Genomic DNA, 17,672 nt, shown 5'->3' with positions numbered 1-17,672 from the left:
TTTCTCCTTACGCCGCCGGAAAGCCGTCCGCACCGGGCAGCTCGACGGCTTTTTCGATGGCCGACCGCGCGGCCTCCCGGGACCCGGGGCCGGTCGCCAGCAGCGCGTGCATGATCATCCCTTCGAGCAGCGCATCCAGGCGGGCGGCGTCGTCCGCGCCGACGAAGCGCGCCAGGACTGCTTGGCTGCTCCTCGTCCACGCCTCGGCCAGGACGCGGAGTTCGGGGTCGCGCAGCGCCGCCAGGTGCAGTTCGAACCCGAGGACCGCGCTGCGTTGCCGGGCCGGGCTCGCGTGGACGAGGTCGGCCAGCACTTCGACGAAGTCCGCGCGAGTGGCGACGGCGTCGAAGAGCGTCTCGAACACCGCGGTCTGCAGCTCGACGAAGCGCGTGAACGCCTGCGCCTGCAGCTCGGCCAAGCCGGCGAAGTGGTAGGTGACCGAGCCGAGCGGCACGTCGGCCCGCGCGGCGACGTGCCGGTGGGTCATCCCGGCCGGCCCCCGCTCCACCAGGACGTCCAGGGCCGCGTCGAGGATGCGGACCCGGCGGCCGGGATCGTGCCGGCGGGGTCGCCGGCCTGCTCCCTTCGCATCCGCCTCGGGACGAGCCATAAGAACAAACGTACACTAGCGTCGGGTTCGCCGCGGTATCCGCCCCTTCGGGCGCCGCTGCCGGATATCATCGGGTATGGACATGGGGGAATCCGAGGCCGAGAGCCGGGTCTTCGGCTACGTCGGGATCTTCCTGCTGGTATTCCTGGCGATCGTCGGCGCCGTGCTGCTGGTCGCCGGCGGGCGGGCGGTGGCTGACGAGAACCGGTCGGCCGGGGTGTTCCCCGCCCAGGTCCTGGTGGCGCAGAAGGCGCCGAGCTACGAAGTCGCCTTCACCGGGCCCGAGGGTGTCGTGCGCGCCGATGTCACGACCGGCAACAAGCACCACTACCAGGTCGGCAACCGGATGGATGTCCGCTACTGGCCCGACCAGCACCGCGTCGAGCGGGCCGGCGACGGCGCCCGTTTCTCCGTCGGAGCCGGGGCGGTGCTGGTGCTGCTCGGTCTCGGTGGTGCGGGTTACCGCCTCGTGCGAACGCGGCGGAACCGGACGCCCGCGTGACCGAACCGGCTTCGGCGCCGCCGCAACAGGGTTGATCGGGTGTCTGATCGGACCTACTCTTCAGCGTCGATGACTGCCGAGGAGGACCGATGCGAGGCGCCGGCCGTGGCCACCTGTTGATCGTCTCCTGTGTACTGTCCGCCGGGCTGCTGGCCGCGGTGAGCCCGGCCGCGGAGGCCGCACCGGGGCCGCGGTACTCCCCCGGCTCTCCTGGCGCCGGGGATCCGTACTTTCCCGACATGGGCAACGGCGGCTACGACGTCGGCCACTACGACATCCGGCTGGCGTTCGACCCCGGAACCGGGGCGATCGACGCGACCACGACGATCCTCGCCACCGCCACGCAGAACCTCTCCCGCTTCGACCTGGATTTCCAGGGACCGCTGACGATCAGCAAGCTCTCGGTGAACGGTCTCGACGCGACCTTCACCCGCAGCGGCGCCCAGGAGCTGGTCATCACCCCGCCGTACGGCCTGCGGAAGGGCAGCTCGTTCGTCGTCTCGGTGAGCTACGCCGGCGTGCCGCAGAAGATCGACGACCCCGCGCTGGGCCTCTCCGGCTGGGTCGCCACCAAGGACGGCGCGATCGCGCTCAACCAGCCGATCGGCGCGGCGACCTACTACCCGGTGAACGACACCCCCGACGACAAGGCCACCTACACGCAGACCATCACCGTGCCGGCCGGGCTCACCGTGCTGGCCAACGGCGAACCCGGCCCCACCACCACCCGCGACCACCGGAGCACCTTCCGCTGGTTCATGAACCGGCCGATGGCGAGCGAGCTGAGCATGCTCGCGATCGGCGCTTACAACGTCACCCGCGGCGTGACACCCGGCGGTCTGCCGGACATCACCGCGATCGGCCAGGCGATCGACACGAAACCCGGTCAGGGTCAGGTGTTCAACCGGACCACGGCGCAGATCGTCCAGTGGGAGTCCTCGGTGTACGGGCCGTACCCGTTCGACTCGACCGGCGGCATCATCGCCGACGTCGGCGTCGGCTACGCCCTCGAGACGCAGAGCCGCCCGGTCTACGACCAGCGCACCAGCGACGTCGACGGCGACCTGCTCGCCCACGAGCTCGGCCACCAGTGGTTCGGCGACAGCCTCACCCCGGTGCACTGGTCGGACATCTGGCTCAACGAAGGCTTCGCGACCTATTCGGAATGGCTTTACCAGGAGAAGGTCAACAACATCCCGGTGCAGCAGACCTTCGCGAAGGCCTACGCCGACGAGGAGGACTGGAGCGGCGAAGTCGCCGACCCGGGCCGGGACCGCATCTTCGACGACCTGGTCTACAACCGCGGCGCGATGACCCTGCAGGCCCTGCGCATGCAGATCGGCGACCGCGCGTTCTTCCGGGTGCTCTCGGAGTGGCCGACGGCTCACCGGTACGGCACTGTGTCGACGCAGCAGTTCATCCGGTTCGTCGAGCGGCTGACCCACCGCGACCTCGGCGCGTTCTTCCGTACCTGGCTCTACCAGCCGGGCAAGCCGGCCCTCTGAAGCTCACCGCCCTGTTCTCCCGCGAGGGCCCGGTACACCGGCCGGAGCAGGTCGGCGACGTCGTCGCCGTCCGCCGTGATCGCGAACGGTGCCGCCTGGTCCAGCACCGCGTCGGACGCCGTCCATGGTGCGGGCAGCGGCGGTGCGCCGTTCAGGCCCGGGGCCGGCCCGCAGGCGAAGAACGTGTCCATGACGTCGGACAGAGCCGGGGAACCGTCGCCGGGATCGAGCGGCCCGGCGGAGATGAGCCGGTTCTTCAGCTCCTCCAGCAGCGCTTCCCGATTCCGGCCGCGCAGCGCGAGGATCGTGAACGGATCGTCGGCGACCTGCGCCACGAGCGCGGAGAACACGGCGTTCAGGTGGCCGCACGGCACCTCGCCGGCCGGGCAGGTGCAGTCCAGCGACACCTCCCGCGCCGACGACGGGAACAACGGCAGCCGGGCCGCCTTGAAGGTCTGTTCCACCTCGCGGGGCAGCTCGCCGCCGAGCAGCTGGACCGTCAGGGACGCCTTCGCGGCGAGAGCGTGGGTGATCGCCGCCCACTCCGCCTTCCCGAACGCCGTCAGGCCGATCCGCACCTGGTGCCGCCCGCCGTCCTGCACCTCGGCGTCGACCCGTCCGGCGCCGGCTGTCAAGGAGACGACGCGCCCCTGGCCGCCGGCCGGCAGGAGGACGCCGATCACCGTCAGCGCGCGGATGAACCGGGTCGCCCACCACGGAAGGGGCTCAGTCATCGATCGCGTCCTCCCCCAGGGCGAACACCCCGCGCAGCGCGTCCGTGGACAGCTCCGTGAGCCAGCTTTCGCCTTCGCCCACGACCATGCCCGCGAGGGCGCGTTTCCGGGTGATCAGGGTGTCGATGCGGTCCTCGATGGTGCCGGGGCAGACGAACTTCCGGACCTGGACGGTGCGGCCCTGCCCGATCCGGAACGCCCGGTCGGTCGCCTGGTTCTCCACCGCCGGGTTCCACCAGCGGTCCAGGTGCAGGACCTGGCCGGCCGCGGTCAGCGTGAGCCCCGAACCGCCGGCTTTGAGCGACAGCAGGAGGATTCGCGGCCCGTCGCCGGACTGGAAGCGCTCCACGAGGGCGTCTCGCGCGCCCTTCGCCAGGCCACCGTGCAGGAACCCGGCTTCGGCGCCGAGGCGTTCGGTCAGGTGGGGCACGAGCATGTGCCCGAATTCGGTGTACTGCGTGAAGCACAGCACCCGGTCACCCGAGGCCAGGATTTCCGTCAGGACCTCTTCGAGCCGGGACACCTTTCCGGAGCGGCGCCCGATCGGGGAACCGTCGTGCAGCAGGTGCGCGGGGTGGTTGCAGACCTGCTTGAGCTTCGTGATCGCGGCGAGGACGTTGCCGCGGCGCTTGATGCCTTGGCTGTTCTCGATCTTCTTCATCATGTCGTCGACGATCGCGCTGTACAGCGTGCCCTGTTCGCGGGTGAGCCGGTATTCCTGCCGGATCTCGATCTTCTCCGGCAGCTCGGGGACGATCGCGGGGTCGGTCTTCACCCGGCGCAGCAGGTACGGCTGCGTGCGCCGGCGCAGCTCGGCGGCCGTGGCGGTGTCTCCTCGGCGCTCGATCGGGGCGGCGAACCGCTGCCGGAACGCGAACCGGCTGCCGAGCAGCCCGGGGTTGAGCAGGTCCAGCACCGACCACAGGTCCGCCAGCCGGTTTTCCACCGGCGTGCCGGTCAGCGCGAGCCGGTGCCCGGCCGGGAACCGCCGGACCGCCTTGGCCGTCGCGGTGTCGGCGTTCTTGATCGCGTGCGCTTCGTCGAGCACCAGGCGCCGCCAGGGGAACGTCTCGAGCTCGTCGGCGTCCCGGGTGGCGGTGGCGTACGTCGTGACGACGAGGTCGGCCGCGGCCACCTGCCCGGCGAGCGCGTCCCCGTGCGCCCGGGCGCCGCCGTGGTGGGCCAGGACCCGCAGGTCGGGGGCGAATTTCGCGGCCTCCCGCTGCCACATGCCGACCAGCGACATCGGGCACAGCACCAGCGTCGGACGGCGATCGCCGTCCGCCCGTTCGAGGGCCTCGAGCGCCAGCGTCTGGACGGTCTTGCCGAGGCCCATGTCGTCGGCCAGGCACGCGCCGAGCCCCAGCGCCGACATGAACGCCAGCCAGGAGACGCCGCGCTGCTGGTAGGGGCGCAGGGTGGCGCGGAACGACGGCGGTGGTTCGACCGGCCGCAGCGTCTGCTGGACCCGTCCGGCCAGGACGTCCCCGACCCAGCCGTCGGCGCGGACACCGGTGACCGGGAGCGGCGTTTGCGGCTCGAGGTGGACGAGCTCCAGCAGCTCGGCCGGGGTGCGCCGGTCCGGGTCGCGGCGCAGGAACTCGAGGCCGGCGCGGAGCCGGTCGGCGTCGACGCTGATCCACCTCCCCCGCAGGCGCACCAGCGACGTTTTCGCCGCGACGAGCTTGGCCAGTTCTTCCTCACCGATCTCGTCGTCGCCCACCGCGATCGACCAGCGGAACCCGGCCAGCTCGTCGCGGCCCACCCGGCTGCGGGCGACCACCTGCTCGGCCGGCGTGCTGCGGACGGAGAGCCGGAGCGCGAGCCGGCGACGGCCGTCCCAGGTGGCCGGGAGCTGCACCTCGAACCCGGCCTCGACCAGCCGGGTCGCGTCCGAGGTGAGGAACTGCTCGGTTTCCTCGACGGTCAGGTCGTACTCGGAGGGCTGGGTCCGGCGCAGCGCCGGCGCCAGCACCGGTGCCACCAGCGCGGCCCGGCCCAGTTCGGCGGCGAACAGCCCCCGCGGGTCCCGGACCAGCCCGTTCGCCTCGCCGGACCAGATCTGCCCGGCCGAGAGCAGCAGGCTCGGATCGGCCGTCGCCCGCAGGAGGAACTGCAGCTGCCACTTGGTGCCGTCGCCGGTCTGGTCGTCGGGATCGTCCGCGTCCCGCTGCCGCAGGGTGGCGACCTCGGCCAGCCGGAAGCACGCCCGGCCGTCGACGACGTCGGTGTCGGCGACTTCGTCCCACTTGGCGACGGCGCCGGCCAGGACCCCGAGCTCGTCCAGCGGCAGCTCGACGCGGGGATCCCCGCCCTGCAGCGCGGCCAGCCACACCCCGGCCGCACCCCGGCGCCCGCGCAGGTCGACGGGCGGATCGGCCCGCGCCAGCCGGTCCCGGACCGCCGTGTCGACCAGGGTGTGCAGCGCATCGGTGACGAGCGCGCGCGGCGACGCCCCGGTGAGCGGCGCGACCTGCTCGGCCCGCCCGGCCGGCGGCATGGCCGCGACCAGCGCGTCGAACGCGACGAAGTCCACACCCTGCAGCACCGGCCGCCACCGCGCCTCGGCCGCATCGCCCCGCCGGACCAGGGTCGGCAGCACGCGCCCGCGCCGCACCAGGTCCGCGGCCAGGCGGGCCACGGCCCGCAGGTAGGTGACCGAGGAACCGTACGACGCCGAGTCATCGAGATCATCCAGCTCGGCGGCGTCCACGACCAAGGCCGGCACGGACCACGGCCGCAGGGTCGGCGCCGCACCGCGCCGCTTGCCGCCCGCCATCAGCTCGAGCTCGGCGGAGGCAAGCGGCCGGTTGACCCGCGACGGCAGCAGCAACGTCACCGAGGCCGGTTTGCCGGGATGCAGCGCGGTCAGATCGGCACTGGAGACGGCAAAGGGATGCGACAACGCAATCCGCGTCGCCCGGCTCGCCGTGCCGGCCGGAACCCGATCGTGCTCGGCCCAGAGCAGCAGCCCCCGGCCCGGGGACCACAGAGCGTGCACCGAGGGCAAGGGTCGAGGCTCCTTCGTCCGGTCCGGGGTTCCTGCAGATCGTCGCACAGGCCGGCATGGAGGTCGTCGCCGAGACCACGCCGGCGCCGTCCGTCAGACAGCTTGTGCACTTCAGCGCAGGGCCGATTCAGACATCACCAGAGAGGTGTTATCAATGCCCGCGGACCCGATCAGTGCCCGTACGGAAAATCTCGTCGACGGCCGCGATCTGGGCTCAGTGGTACAGGCGGGAACGATCCATCAGATGTCGGTCACCGGAACGAATCGGTGGTGGTCGGCACCCGCCGTGCCCCGGCAGCTTCCGCCCGCCACGCCGGGATTCACGGGCCGGCAGGAACAACTGGCGTTCCTCGACGCGCAGCTTCCAGCGAACCGCCAGGACGTCCGTCCGGAACCGTGGTGATCACCGCGGTCGATGGAACCGGCGGCGTCGGGAAGACGATGCTTGCTCTGCACTGGGCGCGCCGAGTCGAGCAGCAGTTCCCCGACGGGAGCCTCTTCGTCAACCTTCGCGGATACGGGCCCGGCGATCCCTTGGCTCCGGGTGAAGCCCTGGACCTCATGAGTTCGGACGAGGCAGGCAGCATGCTCAGGACACTGGCCGGCCCCGCGTTCTCCGCGGCGAACCCCGGCCAGGTGGACGACCTCATCAGGCTGTGCGCGAGACTGCCCTTGGCCCTGCGCATCGCGGCAGCTCGCCTCGCCGAAGGTGACCTCACCGTCGCCGACCTGATCGCGGAACTGGCCGACGAACAAACCAGCCTGGACAGCCTGAGGATGCCCGACGACGAAGAAGTTGCGGTTCGTGCGATCTTCGACAGCTCGTACCGCATGCTCGACGTCTCCACGGCGCGGCTGTTCCGCCTGCTGGGCCTCATCCCGGGCCCGGATATCAGCACCGTCTCGAGAGCACCCGAGCCGAGCGCGATCAGGCAGAGCGGCGGCTGGTCGAGTGGTACGCCAAGCAGGTGGCGACGGCCAAGCTGGTCACGCACCCGCCGTCCTCGGCCGACCTCTTCCGAGAGCCGATAACGACCTGCCCATATTGTCCTTCTCTTCGATCGACGACGTCACGGCCTGGTGGAACGACGAAGCCGCGAACGTGTCCGCAGTCCTGCGGTGGAGCTTGACGAACGCAGCGCTCCTCAAGCTGACCGTGATGTTGCTGTACGGACAGCGGGGATCTTCACCCGCCGAGGCCGGTGGACAGACCTCGTCGATGTCGTCGAGGCGACCGTGAACGCGGCACAACGCAGCCGCGATGAGTCGGTCGAAGCGCACTTGCTTTGCCAATTGGCCGAGTTCCTCTGGGACATGCCGGAGCGCGACGCCGACCGAGCGATCGAAGTGGCCGAAAAGGGGCTGGCGCTGGCCGAGCGCTTCAGCGAACGATCACTCATGTCGTGGGCACTCAACACGCTGGCTCTGATCAGTCTCACCCAGCGTCGCTACACCGACGCCGTCGGCCACCTGAACAAAGCTCTTCCGTTGAGTTCCGGATATCAGCACGGGCGCATGGAGGGTGTCATCGAGGGCAACCTCAGCGACGCCCATGCCCATCTCGGCAATCACCAGCAAGCCCTCCACCACGCCGGACGGGAACGGATGCTGCGCGAGCGTGCCGGCGACGTCGAAGGCATCGAGCTCGCCTGCCCCCAGCACTTCGCCTTGACGTGCCAGCTCCAGGGCCGGCCCGCGGAAGCTGTGGAGATCGGCAACGCCGCTCTTTCGCAGCTCAACAAGCGCCGTGTTCACCCCAGGGGTATCGGCAGGCTCCTCGACGTCATGGCGGATTTACTCGTCGAGCTGGGTGACCGCCAACGCGCGGAGGCGTGCTGGGAGAAGGCGCTGGAGGTGTACGAAATATTCGACCTGCCTCGCGCTGCCGAGATTCGCGCGAACTTGCGTGGACCATACCTCGCCGGTTGACGTCCGCCAGGCGTCCACGATTTTTCACAGGGGCTTTCGAAGCTCGTCAGCCATAGCCCTCCAAGGCAACAGGGACGACTACCCGCTGCGTCGCTGTGCAGGTCGAACCCGCCCGACGGCGAACGCCGCCGGGCGCCATGGTCACGAGTTCATTGCTTGCCGTAACAAACGATCTGTCCGGCGAGACATCACTGGCGTTGGCCGCCATCAAGCTGGAGGGGTTTGTGAACATCCGTCGTACCGTCCTGGTCGTTCCCCTTGCGTTGGCTGTGCTCTCGTCAGCCGCGTGCAGCACCGGGGGCGGCTCGCCGACGTCGACCGACGCTGCCGGCGTCGTTGCCCCTGCAGAGAACGGCGATACGCCGAAGACGGCCGACGACGTCACGAACACGCTCGGTGCGAAGATCGCTACGCTGAAGCTGATCAAGACTTACACGGCGGAGGACGACCCGAACCACCTGCTCGGCCGCCCGAACGGGTACAGCTCGAAGACGGCGTTCGGGGACTCGCGCGTGAAGTCCGACGACGTCGAGTACCTCAAGGAGGACGCAGTCGAGCGCGGCGGCTCGGTGGAGGTGTTCAGCACCGAAGAGGCCGCCAAAGCACGGATGGACTTCATCCAGGCGGTGGCGAAAGGACTGCCCGCGGTCGGAGAGTACGACTACGTCAAGGGTGGTGTCCTGGTCAGGGTGTCGCGGTTCCTGACACCGGACCAGGCGAAGCAGTACCAGGTGGCGCTGGGCAGCTGATCGCGTCCGAACGTGCCCGTGAGGGGTGCGCCGTGGCAATTGCCACCCACTGCGCGCTCGCACGGGCCGGCTGGCGTGGACCTACTTGCCGTGGAGTTCGATCGCGTTCCCGGCCGGATCGGTGAGGAAGGCCTGCCGCATGGTTCCGATCGGGGCCGGGTCGCTGACGTCGACGCCCTCGGCGCGCAGCCTCCGGATCTCGGTGTCCAGGTCGTCGACGAACACCGCGAAGTGCTGGCCGCACGCCGGCGGCGGGGTGCCCTCGATCAGGTGGAGCTGCTGGTCGCCGACGTTCAGCCAGGCGCCCGGGCCGAGGGCGCCCGGACGGTCGGTGCGGCGCCGGAAGCCCAGCGCCCGTTCGTAGAACCCGGCGGCCTCTTCCAGGTTGTCGACGACGACGGACACGTGGTGGATCGCGGGCATCGGTTCTCCTCGGCGAGTGTCGGGAACGCCCTCCCGAGCGGCAATCCTACTTGCCGGAGCCGTCCAGCTGCTCCCGAACTTGCCGCCCGGCGGGACAGGAGCCCGCCGGGGTCAGCGGTTCTGGACCAGGCCGAAGTCGTCGACGTTCACCCAGTTGCCCGCGTTCGCGTCGGAGAACACGCCCACCTGGATCGACCCGTTCGTCACCGCGATGCCGGAGACGGTCACCTTCGTCGAACTCTGCGCGAACGCCCACCGTCCACTGTGGCCACTCTGCTTGGTGCTGTTCACCGCACCACCCGTGGTGCTCCAGCCGGCCAGATCGTTCTGCGCCACCCGATCGGCCTTCGCACCCGGGTTGAGGACGTAGTGGTTTCCCTGCCCCACCGACCACGTCACCGGCAGCCGCTGGTTGTAGCCGATACCGTTGCCCGCGAAGTCGCTCCAGCGGTCGCCGCCGAACGTCACGAACGAACCCGACGAGCCGGTGACCGTGAACGCCAAGCCTCCACCGGCGGCCTCGAACCCGCCAACACCCACCCCTTCGTCCAGCACGACCGCCTCTTCGCCCACAACGGCGTCATCGGTGACCTCCCCGCCCTGGAAGACCTGCTGGGCGACTACCGCGACCTCGTCGAAGGCGACACCGACTCCGAGCGGTTCTTCGCCCTCGTCACCCGGGAAATCGACGCCCACGGCGGCGACGTCGGCGCGGGGATCGGCGCCGCCGCCCGGTGGGCCGCCGCCCTCCTGCCGGTCTACGCCCTCGACCTCGTCCTCACCACCCCCACCGAACTCTGGGCGCTGCGCTACCCCGAAATCCACGACCTCTACGTCCTGCACCGCGCCCCCGGCGGCCCGCACGGCGACCGCCACCTCGAACACGCCAGCGCCGCCGGCCGCATCCGGGCCGCTAGCCCACCACCGGGCCGTCGTCGTCGCCAGTGAACGGATGGACGAAGACCCCGGCTGGCAGGACCTGCAGCCCGGCCACCTGCTGCACGTCGGCGCCGACCAGGTCGTCACCCGCCGGACGGTCCTCGAGCACCCGCCCAAGCACCCGCTGACGCTCGACGACCTCGGCGCCCACGCCGCCGCTTCGCAGCAAGGCCACTAAGGGCGGATCTGCGTACAGCCGCCGGTTCACCGCCGCATGATGGGGTAACCAGGCCCGAGATCGGCTCCGCGGAACAGTCCGGAGCCGCAGCTCAGGAAGGGTTCCGCCCCGATGCCGACCGAACAGCAGACCACGCACGCCGACGACTCGCTGCGCGTGATCGCCCTCGAGCTCGCCGACGACCTCGCCGAGCTGGGCAGGGTGCGCGCCTGGGCCGACCGGCTGCTGCAGGATCTGCCCGAAGAACAGCGGATCGACGCGCTCTTGGTGGTCGACGAGCTGACGTCCAACGCCCTCCGGCACGGGACGCCACCCCGGCAGGTGCGCCTGCTGCGCAAACGTGACTGGCTCTCCGTGGAAGTCGACGACACCTGCGTCGACCCGGCCTGCTCGCGGCCGCCTTCGGCCGACGGCGGGCACGGGCTCAAGCTGGTCGCCGCCACCAGCGTGACCTGGGGCCAGTGGCAACGGCCCACCGGGAAGACCGTCTGGGCCGAGCTCGACCTCAGCCCCGCGGACCCGTCCGCTCGCGGATGACATCGCGGCCCGGGTGTCCGGCCTTGTCGGCAGGCTGGGCACCCGGGAGGCCGGAGGCAGCCCCGCTCACCGATAGCTCAGCCAGGTCCCGATCGGGGCGCGCTGCCCGACGCCCGGACGGCTGTAGTCGCACACGCCGCCGGGGAACGCCGCGCGCAGCCGCTGCCGGTCCGCCGCGGTGAAGGTGACCGGGTAGTCGCGGAAGTCGAGCGGCTTCAGCCGGCACTTCAGCACGTCGAGGGTGAGTCGCTCACCCGCGACCAGCCGGGTGTTGGCCGCCACCGGGTACCGCGCGCCGCACTGGCCGCTCGCCGGGTACGTCAGCTTCTCGGTGATCCGCGACGCGGCCGAGAGGTAGCAGCCGTCGCCAAGGTCGCCCGGCCGGTTCGCCAGCACCTTCTGCTGACGGCTGCGGTGCGAACGGTCGGCGTCGATCGCGGTGAGCCAGCGGTCCATCGCGTCGAGCTCGTAGGCACTGGCGGCCGCCGCTTCGGCGGGGGTGGCGTGGTTTTCGATGATGATCTGGTTGCCCGCCGTGCCGTTGGCCCGCAGGAGCCGTTGGCGCAGGACGTAGGACCACTCGGTGGTGTGGATGTCGTTGCCGAACCCGGCGAGGTCGAGGTCGGTCCGCTGGTCGATGATCGGCGTTTCCCGCAAGCCCTGCGACGCCGCATTGAGGATGCCGTCGGCGTACACCGCTTCCAGGGCCTTCGGGTCGGCCGCGATCCGTTGCGGCACCGGCGTTCCGGTGTGGTCGAGGCCGCCGATGTTCGCGTTCAGGTCGGCGAACTGGGCCGCGGTGATCGTCCCGGCCCGCAGCGCGGCCAGGCCGTACTGGACGCCGGTGGTGTCGAGCGTGCTGCGCACGAACCCGGTCTCCGGGTCCCGCCCGAGCTGGTTGACCAGCTGCTCGTTGGAGTTGCACTTCACCCCGCCCGGGTTGGCGACCGGATCCCACCGCGCCGCCACCGGGATGGCCGCGTTGCAGCTGCCGGTCGCGGTGGCGCGGCTGGCGAAGGTCTTGTCCCAGGAGATGCAGCTGTCGTAGCTGGCGAACCCCGCGACGGCCTGCTTCTGCGCCGCGGTGAACGACGCGCCCGGCCCGGCGAAGTACCGCTCGAGCAGACGGCAGTCCGACACCGGGCCGCCCACGCTCAGCGGGTCGGGGAACGAGACGCCGGGGATGATGCCGTCGACGATGCCGGGGTAGTTCTCGGCGATGTCGTACTGCTGGATCGCCCCGCCCGAGCCGCCCCAGCCGATGGTGTGGGCGATCGGGCCGTAGGTTTCGGCGAAGTGCTCCTTGACCATCATCGCCGCTTCGGCCGAGATGATCGGGCTGCAGTTGGTGTCGAGCACGTTGAGCGTCGACGACGCGACGCCGTAGCCCCGGCCCAGGAACAGGTCGTTGACCACCCCGCCGGTCGCGCTGCCCTGGTGGTAGCCCGCGTTGCAGCCGCCGCCGAAGGTGTAGACCAGCTTCCCGTTCCAGCCGCGGTCCGGCGCGGTCGGCGACGGCGTGCCGTCGTAGAGCGCCGCTATTTCGTAGACGGCGCGATCGATCGTGCCGCGTTCGACGCGGACCACGTACGGCACCGGGCGGCCGCCGACCGTGGCCGTCGCGAGGTCCGCAGGCCGGGCCGCCGGGTCGGCCAGCGGCGCGAACGCCCCGGCGGTCGTCCGGTACTGGTAGCTCACCTGGGCCGGCGCGCTGCAGAGCGGCTGCGTCGCCGCGGGCAGGCCGAACGCCTGGGTCTCGCAGTAGAACGGCAGCTGCTGCGCGCCGGAGAAGACCGGCCCGGTGCCCGGGTGGTTGGTGACGCGCAGGCTCGCCCGCTGGCCGGAGCCATGCCCGCGCGCCCGGGCGCTCAGGTCGTTGACACCGTTGCGCAGACCGGTCACCAGGCCGAGCAGGCTGCCGTCCGGCTGGGCGTGGAAAACCGACGTGACGTCGTGCCCGTTGGCGCCGACTCGGACCTGCGCGCCTTCCGGCGGGACGACCTTGACCAGCACCTGTCCCCCGCTGACGAGCGCCGGCCGCGGGTTCGACACCGTCTCGATCGTCAGCGGCCGCCCCGGCGAGGCTCCGGCCGAGGCGATCCCCGGCAGGAGAACGGGTACGGCGAGGGCCACGACCACGGCGGATGAGCGCAAAGCACGGTTCGCCACCAGACACTCCGCTCGCTCGGGGCATCGCGTCGTCGCGACACCGGCAGGTGCCGGTATAGCACCTGCGGTCCGAGGTTGTTTGTGACCTGGGTCACCCGGCGCCGCTGATGTCACCCGGTTTCCGCGCCCGCGAACACCGTCACCCGCTCGGAATCGGGCCTCCGGCGATCGAGTCGCGGCACAGCAGGCAGCCGCGGTCGGCGCAACCGGTGATCTCCTGGTCGGCCCTGATGGTCGCGGTCGCGGTCGCGAGCGTCGGCCGTGCGGGAAAGGCTCGCCAGCGCGACTCGCCGACGACGGCCGTGCGGGCGTGCGCGCGCAGGGCGGGCTCGAGCCGCGGAAACCCTTCGGAGCACGAGCCGACCTCGACCATGGCGACCCGGTCGTCGGCGCCGCGCGCCCAGCGCAGGAACAGCCGCCGGCCCGACTGCTGCTCGGCCAGGTGCAGGGCGGTCATCCGGTCGAGCCCCACCCCGATGAGGAGGATCAGCCCGCCGCGGGCGGCCAGCTCGCAGATCGGACCGTACACATCGGACGGACCTCGCGCCGGGATCAGCTCGTCGGCCAGCGGGCCCAGTGCGGCGAACGAGTTCAGCGGATGCGTGCCCCGCACCGCGCCGGGCCGTCCGATCACCGCCGCCGGCAGAACGCCCAGTCCCGGGTTGACGAGCCCGCAGTCCGCGGTGTACCGGGGCCCGTTCCCGGGCACCGGCGTCGCGGGGAACCCGGCGTAGTCGACGCCGTTGCGCGCGGGCCGCAGGCCGGCCGGCGGGGCGACACCGAACTGGGGTTCGGTGAAGGACGGCACCAGCACCGTCCGGTTACCGGCCAGCAACGCGTCCAGCAGGGCGTCGGCGCCCCCCTCGATCGGCGCGCCGAAGGAGCGTAGCGACGCGTGCACCATGACCGGACGATCCGGTGGCGCCAGCTCGTCGACCGCGTTGGTGAGCTGCTCGGTCAGGATCACTGTGAACCTCCTCGAACGGGATGATCGGCTGTCACACGGGGTGGCGGGCGTCGACGATCCGGCCGCGCCGGAGCTCTTCCAGGGCCTCCCGGGTCGCTCGCGTTTCCGGGTGATCTTCACCGAGCACCCGGCGGCGACGGTCCAGGACATCCGCGTAGGCCGCCACCGCCTCCAATGTCCGGCCGCGACGGGCGGCGATCCACGCGAGTTCGTGACGGACGGCGAGCGTCTCCGGGTGCTCGGCACCGAGGAGGTCCGCCCGCAGGTCGAGCAGCTCCCGGTAGGCGGTTTCGGCCTGGGCCCACTCGCCTTCCCGGGCGGTGATCCAGGCGAGTTCGTGCCGGGTCCCCAGGGTTCGCTGGTGGCCGGGGCCGAGCACCAGCAGCCGGTCCGCGAGGACCGCCCGCAGGACTTCCCGGGCCTCCTCGAACCGCCCCTGGTTCGCGATCGCCCAGCCGAGCTCGTGACGGGTGATCAGCAGGTCGGGGTCGTCGGGGTCGAGGACACCGGCGCTGTCGCGGAGGACCGCCCGGTAACCGTTCTCGGCCGCCGTCCACTCCTGCCGGCAGCCGGCGATCCAGGCGAGTTCGTGCCGGCACTTGAGGACGTCCGGGTGCTCCGGGCCGAGCAGCGGCAGCCGGTGCCGGAGCACGTCCCGGTACAGGTCTTCGGCGCCGGCCAGATCACCCCGGTCCGCGACCGCCCACGCCAGGATGTGGCGCAGCTGCAGCACGGTCGGATGCCCGTTGCCCAATTCGCCGCTGTGGACGAGCGCGCGCTCGCACAGCGCACTTCCGGCCCGGCCGGCCCCGCTGAGGTTCAGCACCCCGGCCATCCGGGCCGCGGTCTCCATCAGCAGGACGAGGTGGTCCCGGTCGACCTGCGGTGCGGTGCTCTCCAGGAGGCTCAGCAGGTGGGGACCGAGCAGGGAGAACTCCGGCCAGGACTCCGGCCGGTCGTGGGGCAGCCTGCCGACGTCGGTGGCGAGGAGGGCCACCGCCGTGTTCCGGAACCAGCTCCGGGGTGGCTCCGGCCCGTCCAGGCTGGCCCGGCCGACGTCGGGGTGCACCACGATGCCGCCCGGGGAGCCGTCCCGGACCAGGCCGACCTCCCGCAGGCCCCGCAACGCTTCCGCCAAGGGCCTGTTCGGGGCCGCACTCCCGGCGTGGGCGAGCGGAGCGGACCGGAAGTCCGCGTCGAGCAGGCCCTCGGGGATCGCCGTGGCGGCGTAACAGCCGGCGAGCTGCAGCACCGGCCTGGCGTGCGGCACGCCTCGCCGGGCCAAGCCGTCCAGCGAGAGTTCCACCGCACGCCGCGCGGTGCTCCTGCCCCGCGGAGGGGACCCCGTCGTCGCACCGACCGCTCGTTCGTAAGCGGCGAAGGTGACGTCCCGCGCGGCTCGCGAGCGCAGGAAGCTCCCCGCCAGGTGCAGGCTCAACGGGTGCCCGTCCAGGCGGCGCGCCAGCGTCCTGGCCTGGTCTTCGGTGCCCGCCGCCGGGGCCAGCTCACGCAGGATCCGGGCGGCGTCGTCCACGTCCAGCGGGCCGACGTCCAGGATCCGCGCCGCTCCCCACCGCCGCCGGTCGGTCTCCCGGCTGGTCACCAGGGCCAGGCCGTGCGCGGACGGACGCACCCAGCCCGCCGGGGCCGGGATGCCGGCAAGTACCCGGGGATCGTCGGCCTCGTCGAACACGAGCAGCCAGCCGGGCTCTGTGCGTTCGAGCAACCGCCAGAACCGGTCGGCGGCGTCCGCCGTGCCCCGGGCGATCGCCTCGACGTCGTGCGGCGCTCCCCCGGCTCGGCGCGCCACGTCCGTGAGGCCCTGCGCCAGGGTCACCGGATCGAGCGCCGGGACCCACCACACCCGGCCGCCCCGCGCCCGGACGTGCTCGGCCAGCGCGGCGGCCATCGTCGTCTTGCCCGAGCCGCCCGGGCCGGCGAGCACGGCCGGTCCCGGCTGCGCCCCGCGCGTCAGGGCCAGCAGGTCGTCCAGCAGCGCACGGCGGCCGAAGAGCCCCGCAGGGCCGCCTCGGTGCTTGTCCTTGATCGCGCGAAGCCGGGCCTCCAAGCCGTCGTCGGTGAGGTACTCCTCGACGATTTCGTCGGCGAGCTGCAGCCGTTCCCGCAGGGCATCGGCCACGGCACGGTCGTCATCGGCGTCGTTCACCGCTGTTCCTCCTCTCTTCGCGGGGCCGGAGTTTCCAAGACCGGGCGCAGGCGTTTTTTGACCAGGTGCGCGAGCTGCCGGACGGTGTGGGGTTTCTTCCCGAGGATTTCGGCGATTTCCGCGGGTGTATAGCCTTCGGTGATCAGGTGCATCACCTGCCGCTGCGCCGACGGCAAACCCTCGAGCACGTCCGCGACGACCTGCCGAGCCTCCACAACCGTCAGCGCCCCTTCGTCGGCCGGCAGGTTCGAGGCGTCATCCTCGACGACGGACTGCCGTCGGCGCCGCTCGGTCCTGAACTTGCGCCTCGCCGTTTCCAGCGCGTAGGCCCGGGGATGACGCACCCAGCCCGGATCGGCCGCCGGCAGGTGCCAGCGTTCGAGAAGCTTTTCCATCGCGTGCGCCACGCAGTCATCGGCGTCGGCCGGGGACGCGCCCTCCATGACCATCAACGCCTTGACCATTCTCCGGTATTCGGCGCGGAAGAAGGCGTCGAACCCACCCGGGTAAGCCGCGGTCTCCGGCCCCGCACGACGCTCCTCATCGCGCACCGGAACCCTCCCAGGGTGACCAGCCACCCCGGGCGCGACCACGCTTCCCGACGGACGCCAGCGCGAGCAGCAGCCGGGCCAGCGCCTTCAGCAGAGCCACCCAGTGCGCCGGTTCGGGACCCGCGCCCCAGTCATCGAGATCCATCCGGACCACCCTCCGTCTCGTCGAGCCATCGAATGACTTATCAGAGAGCCGGGCCGCCCGAAACATCAAAACGGCAGGTCAGGTCCTGGCCAGGACTTCCCGGGCTGAAGCGGATCCGCAAGCGCCCCAGCCGTCACCGGTCGTGGTGGCAGACGGCTTCCAGCTTGATGCCGAAGGGGTCGAGCCAGAACAGCGCGAAATACGGTGGTGGGTACTGCGGGAAGTCCTGCGGTTCGTGCAGCACCGTGCCCCCGGCCGCCCGCACCTGGCGGTGGACGGCATGGACGTCCGCGCGGGTCCTCACCATGAACGCCAGATGCTGCAGCCCCGTCCGTTCGCCGCGGTGGGGAGTCTCGTCGGTCGCCGGGTAGAAGAACACGTACGTGCCCGGTTTGCCGGCCACGGGCCGGTAGGCGAACTGGTCGTCGGTGCTCAGGAACGGTTCGAAGCCGAGCAGGGGCATCAGCTCGTCGTAATACCGCTTGGCCGCGCCGAGGTCCGGCACGTTGATTCCCAGGTGACCGAGCACCCCTCCGACCTTACCGGGCGTCCGCACC

19 protein-coding genes are annotated in these 17,672 nt (G+C 71.4%); 9 read left to right on the top strand and 10 right to left on the bottom strand.

Going from position 1 to position 17,672, the window contains the following annotated elements; translation table 11 throughout:
- Positions 1 to 7: 7 nt before the first annotated feature.
- Positions 8 to 610 carry a TetR/AcrR family transcriptional regulator gene (locus C2L59_RS45540; protein WP_103355807.1) on the bottom strand — a complete coding sequence of 201 codons (603 nt, stop codon included), beginning with the start codon at positions 608 to 610 and terminating at the stop codon, positions 8 to 10.
- An 82-nt stretch (positions 611 to 692) separates the two neighbouring features.
- Here C2L59_RS45540 and C2L59_RS45535 point away from each other — a divergent pair, with 82 nt between their 5' ends.
- Both C2L59_RS45535 and C2L59_RS45530 read left to right on the top strand, forming a co-directional pair.
- Complete coding sequence (locus C2L59_RS45535; protein WP_146060534.1) at positions 693 to 1,112, top strand: hypothetical protein; 420 nt, start codon at positions 693 to 695, stop codon at positions 1,110 to 1,112.
- An 89-nt stretch (positions 1,113 to 1,201) separates the two neighbouring features.
- Positions 1,202 to 2,617 carry a M1 family metallopeptidase gene (locus C2L59_RS45530; protein ID WP_233224070.1) on the top strand — a complete coding sequence of 472 codons (1,416 nt, stop codon included), beginning with the start codon at positions 1,202 to 1,204 and terminating at the stop codon, positions 2,615 to 2,617.
- On the opposite strand, the gene C2L59_RS45525 is transcribed toward C2L59_RS45530, so the two are convergent.
- Positions 2,590 to 3,351, bottom strand: coding sequence for a hypothetical protein (locus C2L59_RS45525; RefSeq protein WP_103355805.1), 762 nt, complete (start codon positions 3,349 to 3,351; stop codon positions 2,590 to 2,592). The genes C2L59_RS45530 and C2L59_RS45525 overlap by 28 nt on opposite strands.
- The gene (locus tag C2L59_RS45520) at positions 3,344 to 6,361 is read right to left on the bottom strand and encodes a DEAD/DEAH box helicase (RefSeq protein ID WP_103355804.1); all 3,018 of its coding nucleotides are present in this window, start codon (positions 6,359 to 6,361) and stop codon (positions 3,344 to 3,346) included. Before C2L59_RS45520 ends, C2L59_RS45525 begins: the two co-directional genes overlap by 8 nt.
- Before the next feature lie 154 nt (positions 6,362 to 6,515).
- Here C2L59_RS45520 and C2L59_RS47300 point away from each other — a divergent pair, with 154 nt between their 5' ends.
- The 4 genes from C2L59_RS47300 to C2L59_RS45500 all read left to right on the top strand — a co-directional run bounded on the left by C2L59_RS47300 (position 6,516) and on the right by C2L59_RS45500 (position 9,039).
- Positions 6,516 to 6,764 (top strand): hypothetical protein, encoded by a 249-nt coding sequence (locus C2L59_RS47300; RefSeq protein ID WP_146060533.1) that lies wholly within the window; start codon positions 6,516 to 6,518, stop codon positions 6,762 to 6,764.
- Positions 6,761 to 7,393, top strand: a complete 633-nt coding sequence (locus C2L59_RS45515; RefSeq protein WP_103355803.1) for a hypothetical protein — start codon at positions 6,761 to 6,763, stop codon at positions 7,391 to 7,393. The genes C2L59_RS47300 and C2L59_RS45515 overlap by 4 nt, the downstream gene beginning before the upstream one ends.
- An 87-nt stretch (positions 7,394 to 7,480) precedes the next feature.
- Entirely contained in the window at positions 7,481 to 8,290 is an 810-nt protein-coding gene (locus tag C2L59_RS45505; RefSeq protein WP_146060532.1) for a tetratricopeptide repeat protein, read from the top strand.
- Between the two features lie 95 nt (positions 8,291 to 8,385).
- Positions 8,386 to 9,039 (top strand): hypothetical protein, encoded by a 654-nt coding sequence (locus C2L59_RS45500; RefSeq protein WP_146060531.1) that lies wholly within the window; start codon positions 8,386 to 8,388, stop codon positions 9,037 to 9,039.
- 81 nt (positions 9,040 to 9,120) lie between these two features.
- Here the strand turns inward: C2L59_RS45500 and C2L59_RS45495 are convergent, their stop codons facing one another.
- Positions 9,121 to 9,462, bottom strand: coding sequence for a VOC family protein (locus C2L59_RS45495; protein WP_103355799.1), 342 nt, complete (start codon positions 9,460 to 9,462; stop codon positions 9,121 to 9,123).
- Between C2L59_RS45495 and C2L59_RS50540 the strand changes: the two genes are divergently transcribed.
- The 3 genes from C2L59_RS50540 to C2L59_RS45480 all read left to right on the top strand — a co-directional run bounded on the left by C2L59_RS50540 (position 9,445) and on the right by C2L59_RS45480 (position 11,116).
- Positions 9,445 to 10,410 (top strand): class II glutamine amidotransferase, encoded by a 966-nt coding sequence (locus tag C2L59_RS50540; RefSeq protein WP_370444842.1) that lies wholly within the window; start codon positions 9,445 to 9,447, stop codon positions 10,408 to 10,410. The two genes, C2L59_RS45495 and C2L59_RS50540, sit on opposite strands and share 18 nt — an antisense overlap.
- Before the next feature lie 4 nt (positions 10,411 to 10,414).
- On the top strand, positions 10,415 to 10,579 hold the full coding sequence (locus C2L59_RS49665; RefSeq protein ID WP_233224066.1) for a hypothetical protein: 165 nt from the start codon (positions 10,415 to 10,417) through the stop codon (positions 10,577 to 10,579).
- A 111-nt stretch (positions 10,580 to 10,690) separates the two neighbouring features.
- Positions 10,691 to 11,116, top strand: a complete 426-nt coding sequence (locus tag C2L59_RS45480; RefSeq protein WP_103355798.1) for an ATP-binding protein — start codon at positions 10,691 to 10,693, stop codon at positions 11,114 to 11,116.
- Positions 11,117 to 11,182: 66 nt separating this feature from the next.
- On the opposite strand, the gene C2L59_RS45475 is transcribed toward C2L59_RS45480, so the two are convergent.
- The 6 genes from C2L59_RS45475 to C2L59_RS45455 form a co-directional block, all read right to left on the bottom strand.
- Complete coding sequence (locus C2L59_RS45475) at positions 11,183 to 13,285, bottom strand: DUF6351 family protein (protein WP_103355797.1); 2,103 nt, start codon at positions 13,283 to 13,285, stop codon at positions 11,183 to 11,185.
- Positions 13,286 to 13,424: 139 nt separating this feature from the next.
- Positions 13,425 to 14,252 carry an AAC(3) family N-acetyltransferase gene (locus C2L59_RS45470; RefSeq protein ID WP_103355796.1) on the bottom strand — a complete coding sequence of 276 codons (828 nt, stop codon included), beginning with the start codon at positions 14,250 to 14,252 and terminating at the stop codon, positions 13,425 to 13,427.
- Between the two features lie 31 nt (positions 14,253 to 14,283).
- On the bottom strand, positions 14,284 to 16,419 hold the full coding sequence (locus tag C2L59_RS45465; protein WP_103355795.1) for a tetratricopeptide repeat protein: 2,136 nt from the start codon (positions 16,417 to 16,419) through the stop codon (positions 14,284 to 14,286).
- Positions 16,416 to 16,970 (bottom strand): RNA polymerase sigma factor, encoded by a 555-nt coding sequence (locus tag C2L59_RS45460; protein ID WP_103355794.1) that lies wholly within the window; start codon positions 16,968 to 16,970, stop codon positions 16,416 to 16,418. The genes C2L59_RS45465 and C2L59_RS45460 overlap by 4 nt, the downstream gene beginning before the upstream one ends.
- A complete protein-coding gene (locus C2L59_RS47670; protein WP_158263159.1) occupies positions 16,960 to 17,115 on the bottom strand; it encodes a hypothetical protein in 156 nt (51 codons plus the stop codon). Before C2L59_RS47670 ends, C2L59_RS45460 begins: the two co-directional genes overlap by 11 nt.
- Before the next feature lie 133 nt (positions 17,116 to 17,248).
- Complete coding sequence (locus tag C2L59_RS45455) at positions 17,249 to 17,644, bottom strand: VOC family protein (protein ID WP_103355793.1); 396 nt, start codon at positions 17,642 to 17,644, stop codon at positions 17,249 to 17,251.
- Between the last annotated feature and the right edge of the window lie 28 nt (positions 17,645 to 17,672).

Origin of the sequence: Amycolatopsis sp. CA-128772, assembly GCF_002904295.1 — a bacterium.
Classification (GTDB): domain Bacteria; phylum Actinomycetota; class Actinomycetes; order Mycobacteriales; family Pseudonocardiaceae; genus Amycolatopsis.
Note: the sequence above shows the minus strand (reverse complement) of the source record. Positions and strands in the feature narration are given on the sequence as shown.

Bases quoted from the DNA above. Each gene is read 5' to 3' on its own strand.
- C2L59_RS45540 (WP_103355807.1), bottom strand. From the start codon at position 610: ATGGCTCGTCCCGAGGCGGATGCGAAGGGAGCAGGCCGGCGACCCCGC.
- C2L59_RS47670 (WP_158263159.1), bottom strand. From the start codon at position 17,115: ATGGATCTCGATGACTGGGGCGCGGGTCCCGAACCGGCGCACTGGGTG.
- C2L59_RS45530 (WP_233224070.1), top strand. From the start codon at position 1,202: ATGCGAGGCGCCGGCCGTGGCCACCTGTTGATCGTCTCCTGTGTACTG.
- C2L59_RS45480 (WP_103355798.1), top strand. From the start codon at position 10,691: ATGCCGACCGAACAGCAGACCACGCACGCCGACGACTCGCTGCGCGTG.
- C2L59_RS45525 (WP_103355805.1), bottom strand. From the start codon at position 3,351: ATGACTGAGCCCCTTCCGTGGTGGGCGACCCGGTTCATCCGCGCGCTG.
- C2L59_RS45535 (WP_146060534.1), top strand. From the start codon at position 693: ATGGGGGAATCCGAGGCCGAGAGCCGGGTCTTCGGCTACGTCGGGATC.
- C2L59_RS47300 (WP_146060533.1), top strand. From the start codon at position 6,516: ATGCCCGCGGACCCGATCAGTGCCCGTACGGAAAATCTCGTCGACGGC.
- C2L59_RS45495 (WP_103355799.1), bottom strand. From the start codon at position 9,462: ATGCCCGCGATCCACCACGTGTCCGTCGTCGTCGACAACCTGGAAGAG.
- C2L59_RS49665 (WP_233224066.1), top strand. From the start codon at position 10,415: ATGGACGAAGACCCCGGCTGGCAGGACCTGCAGCCCGGCCACCTGCTG.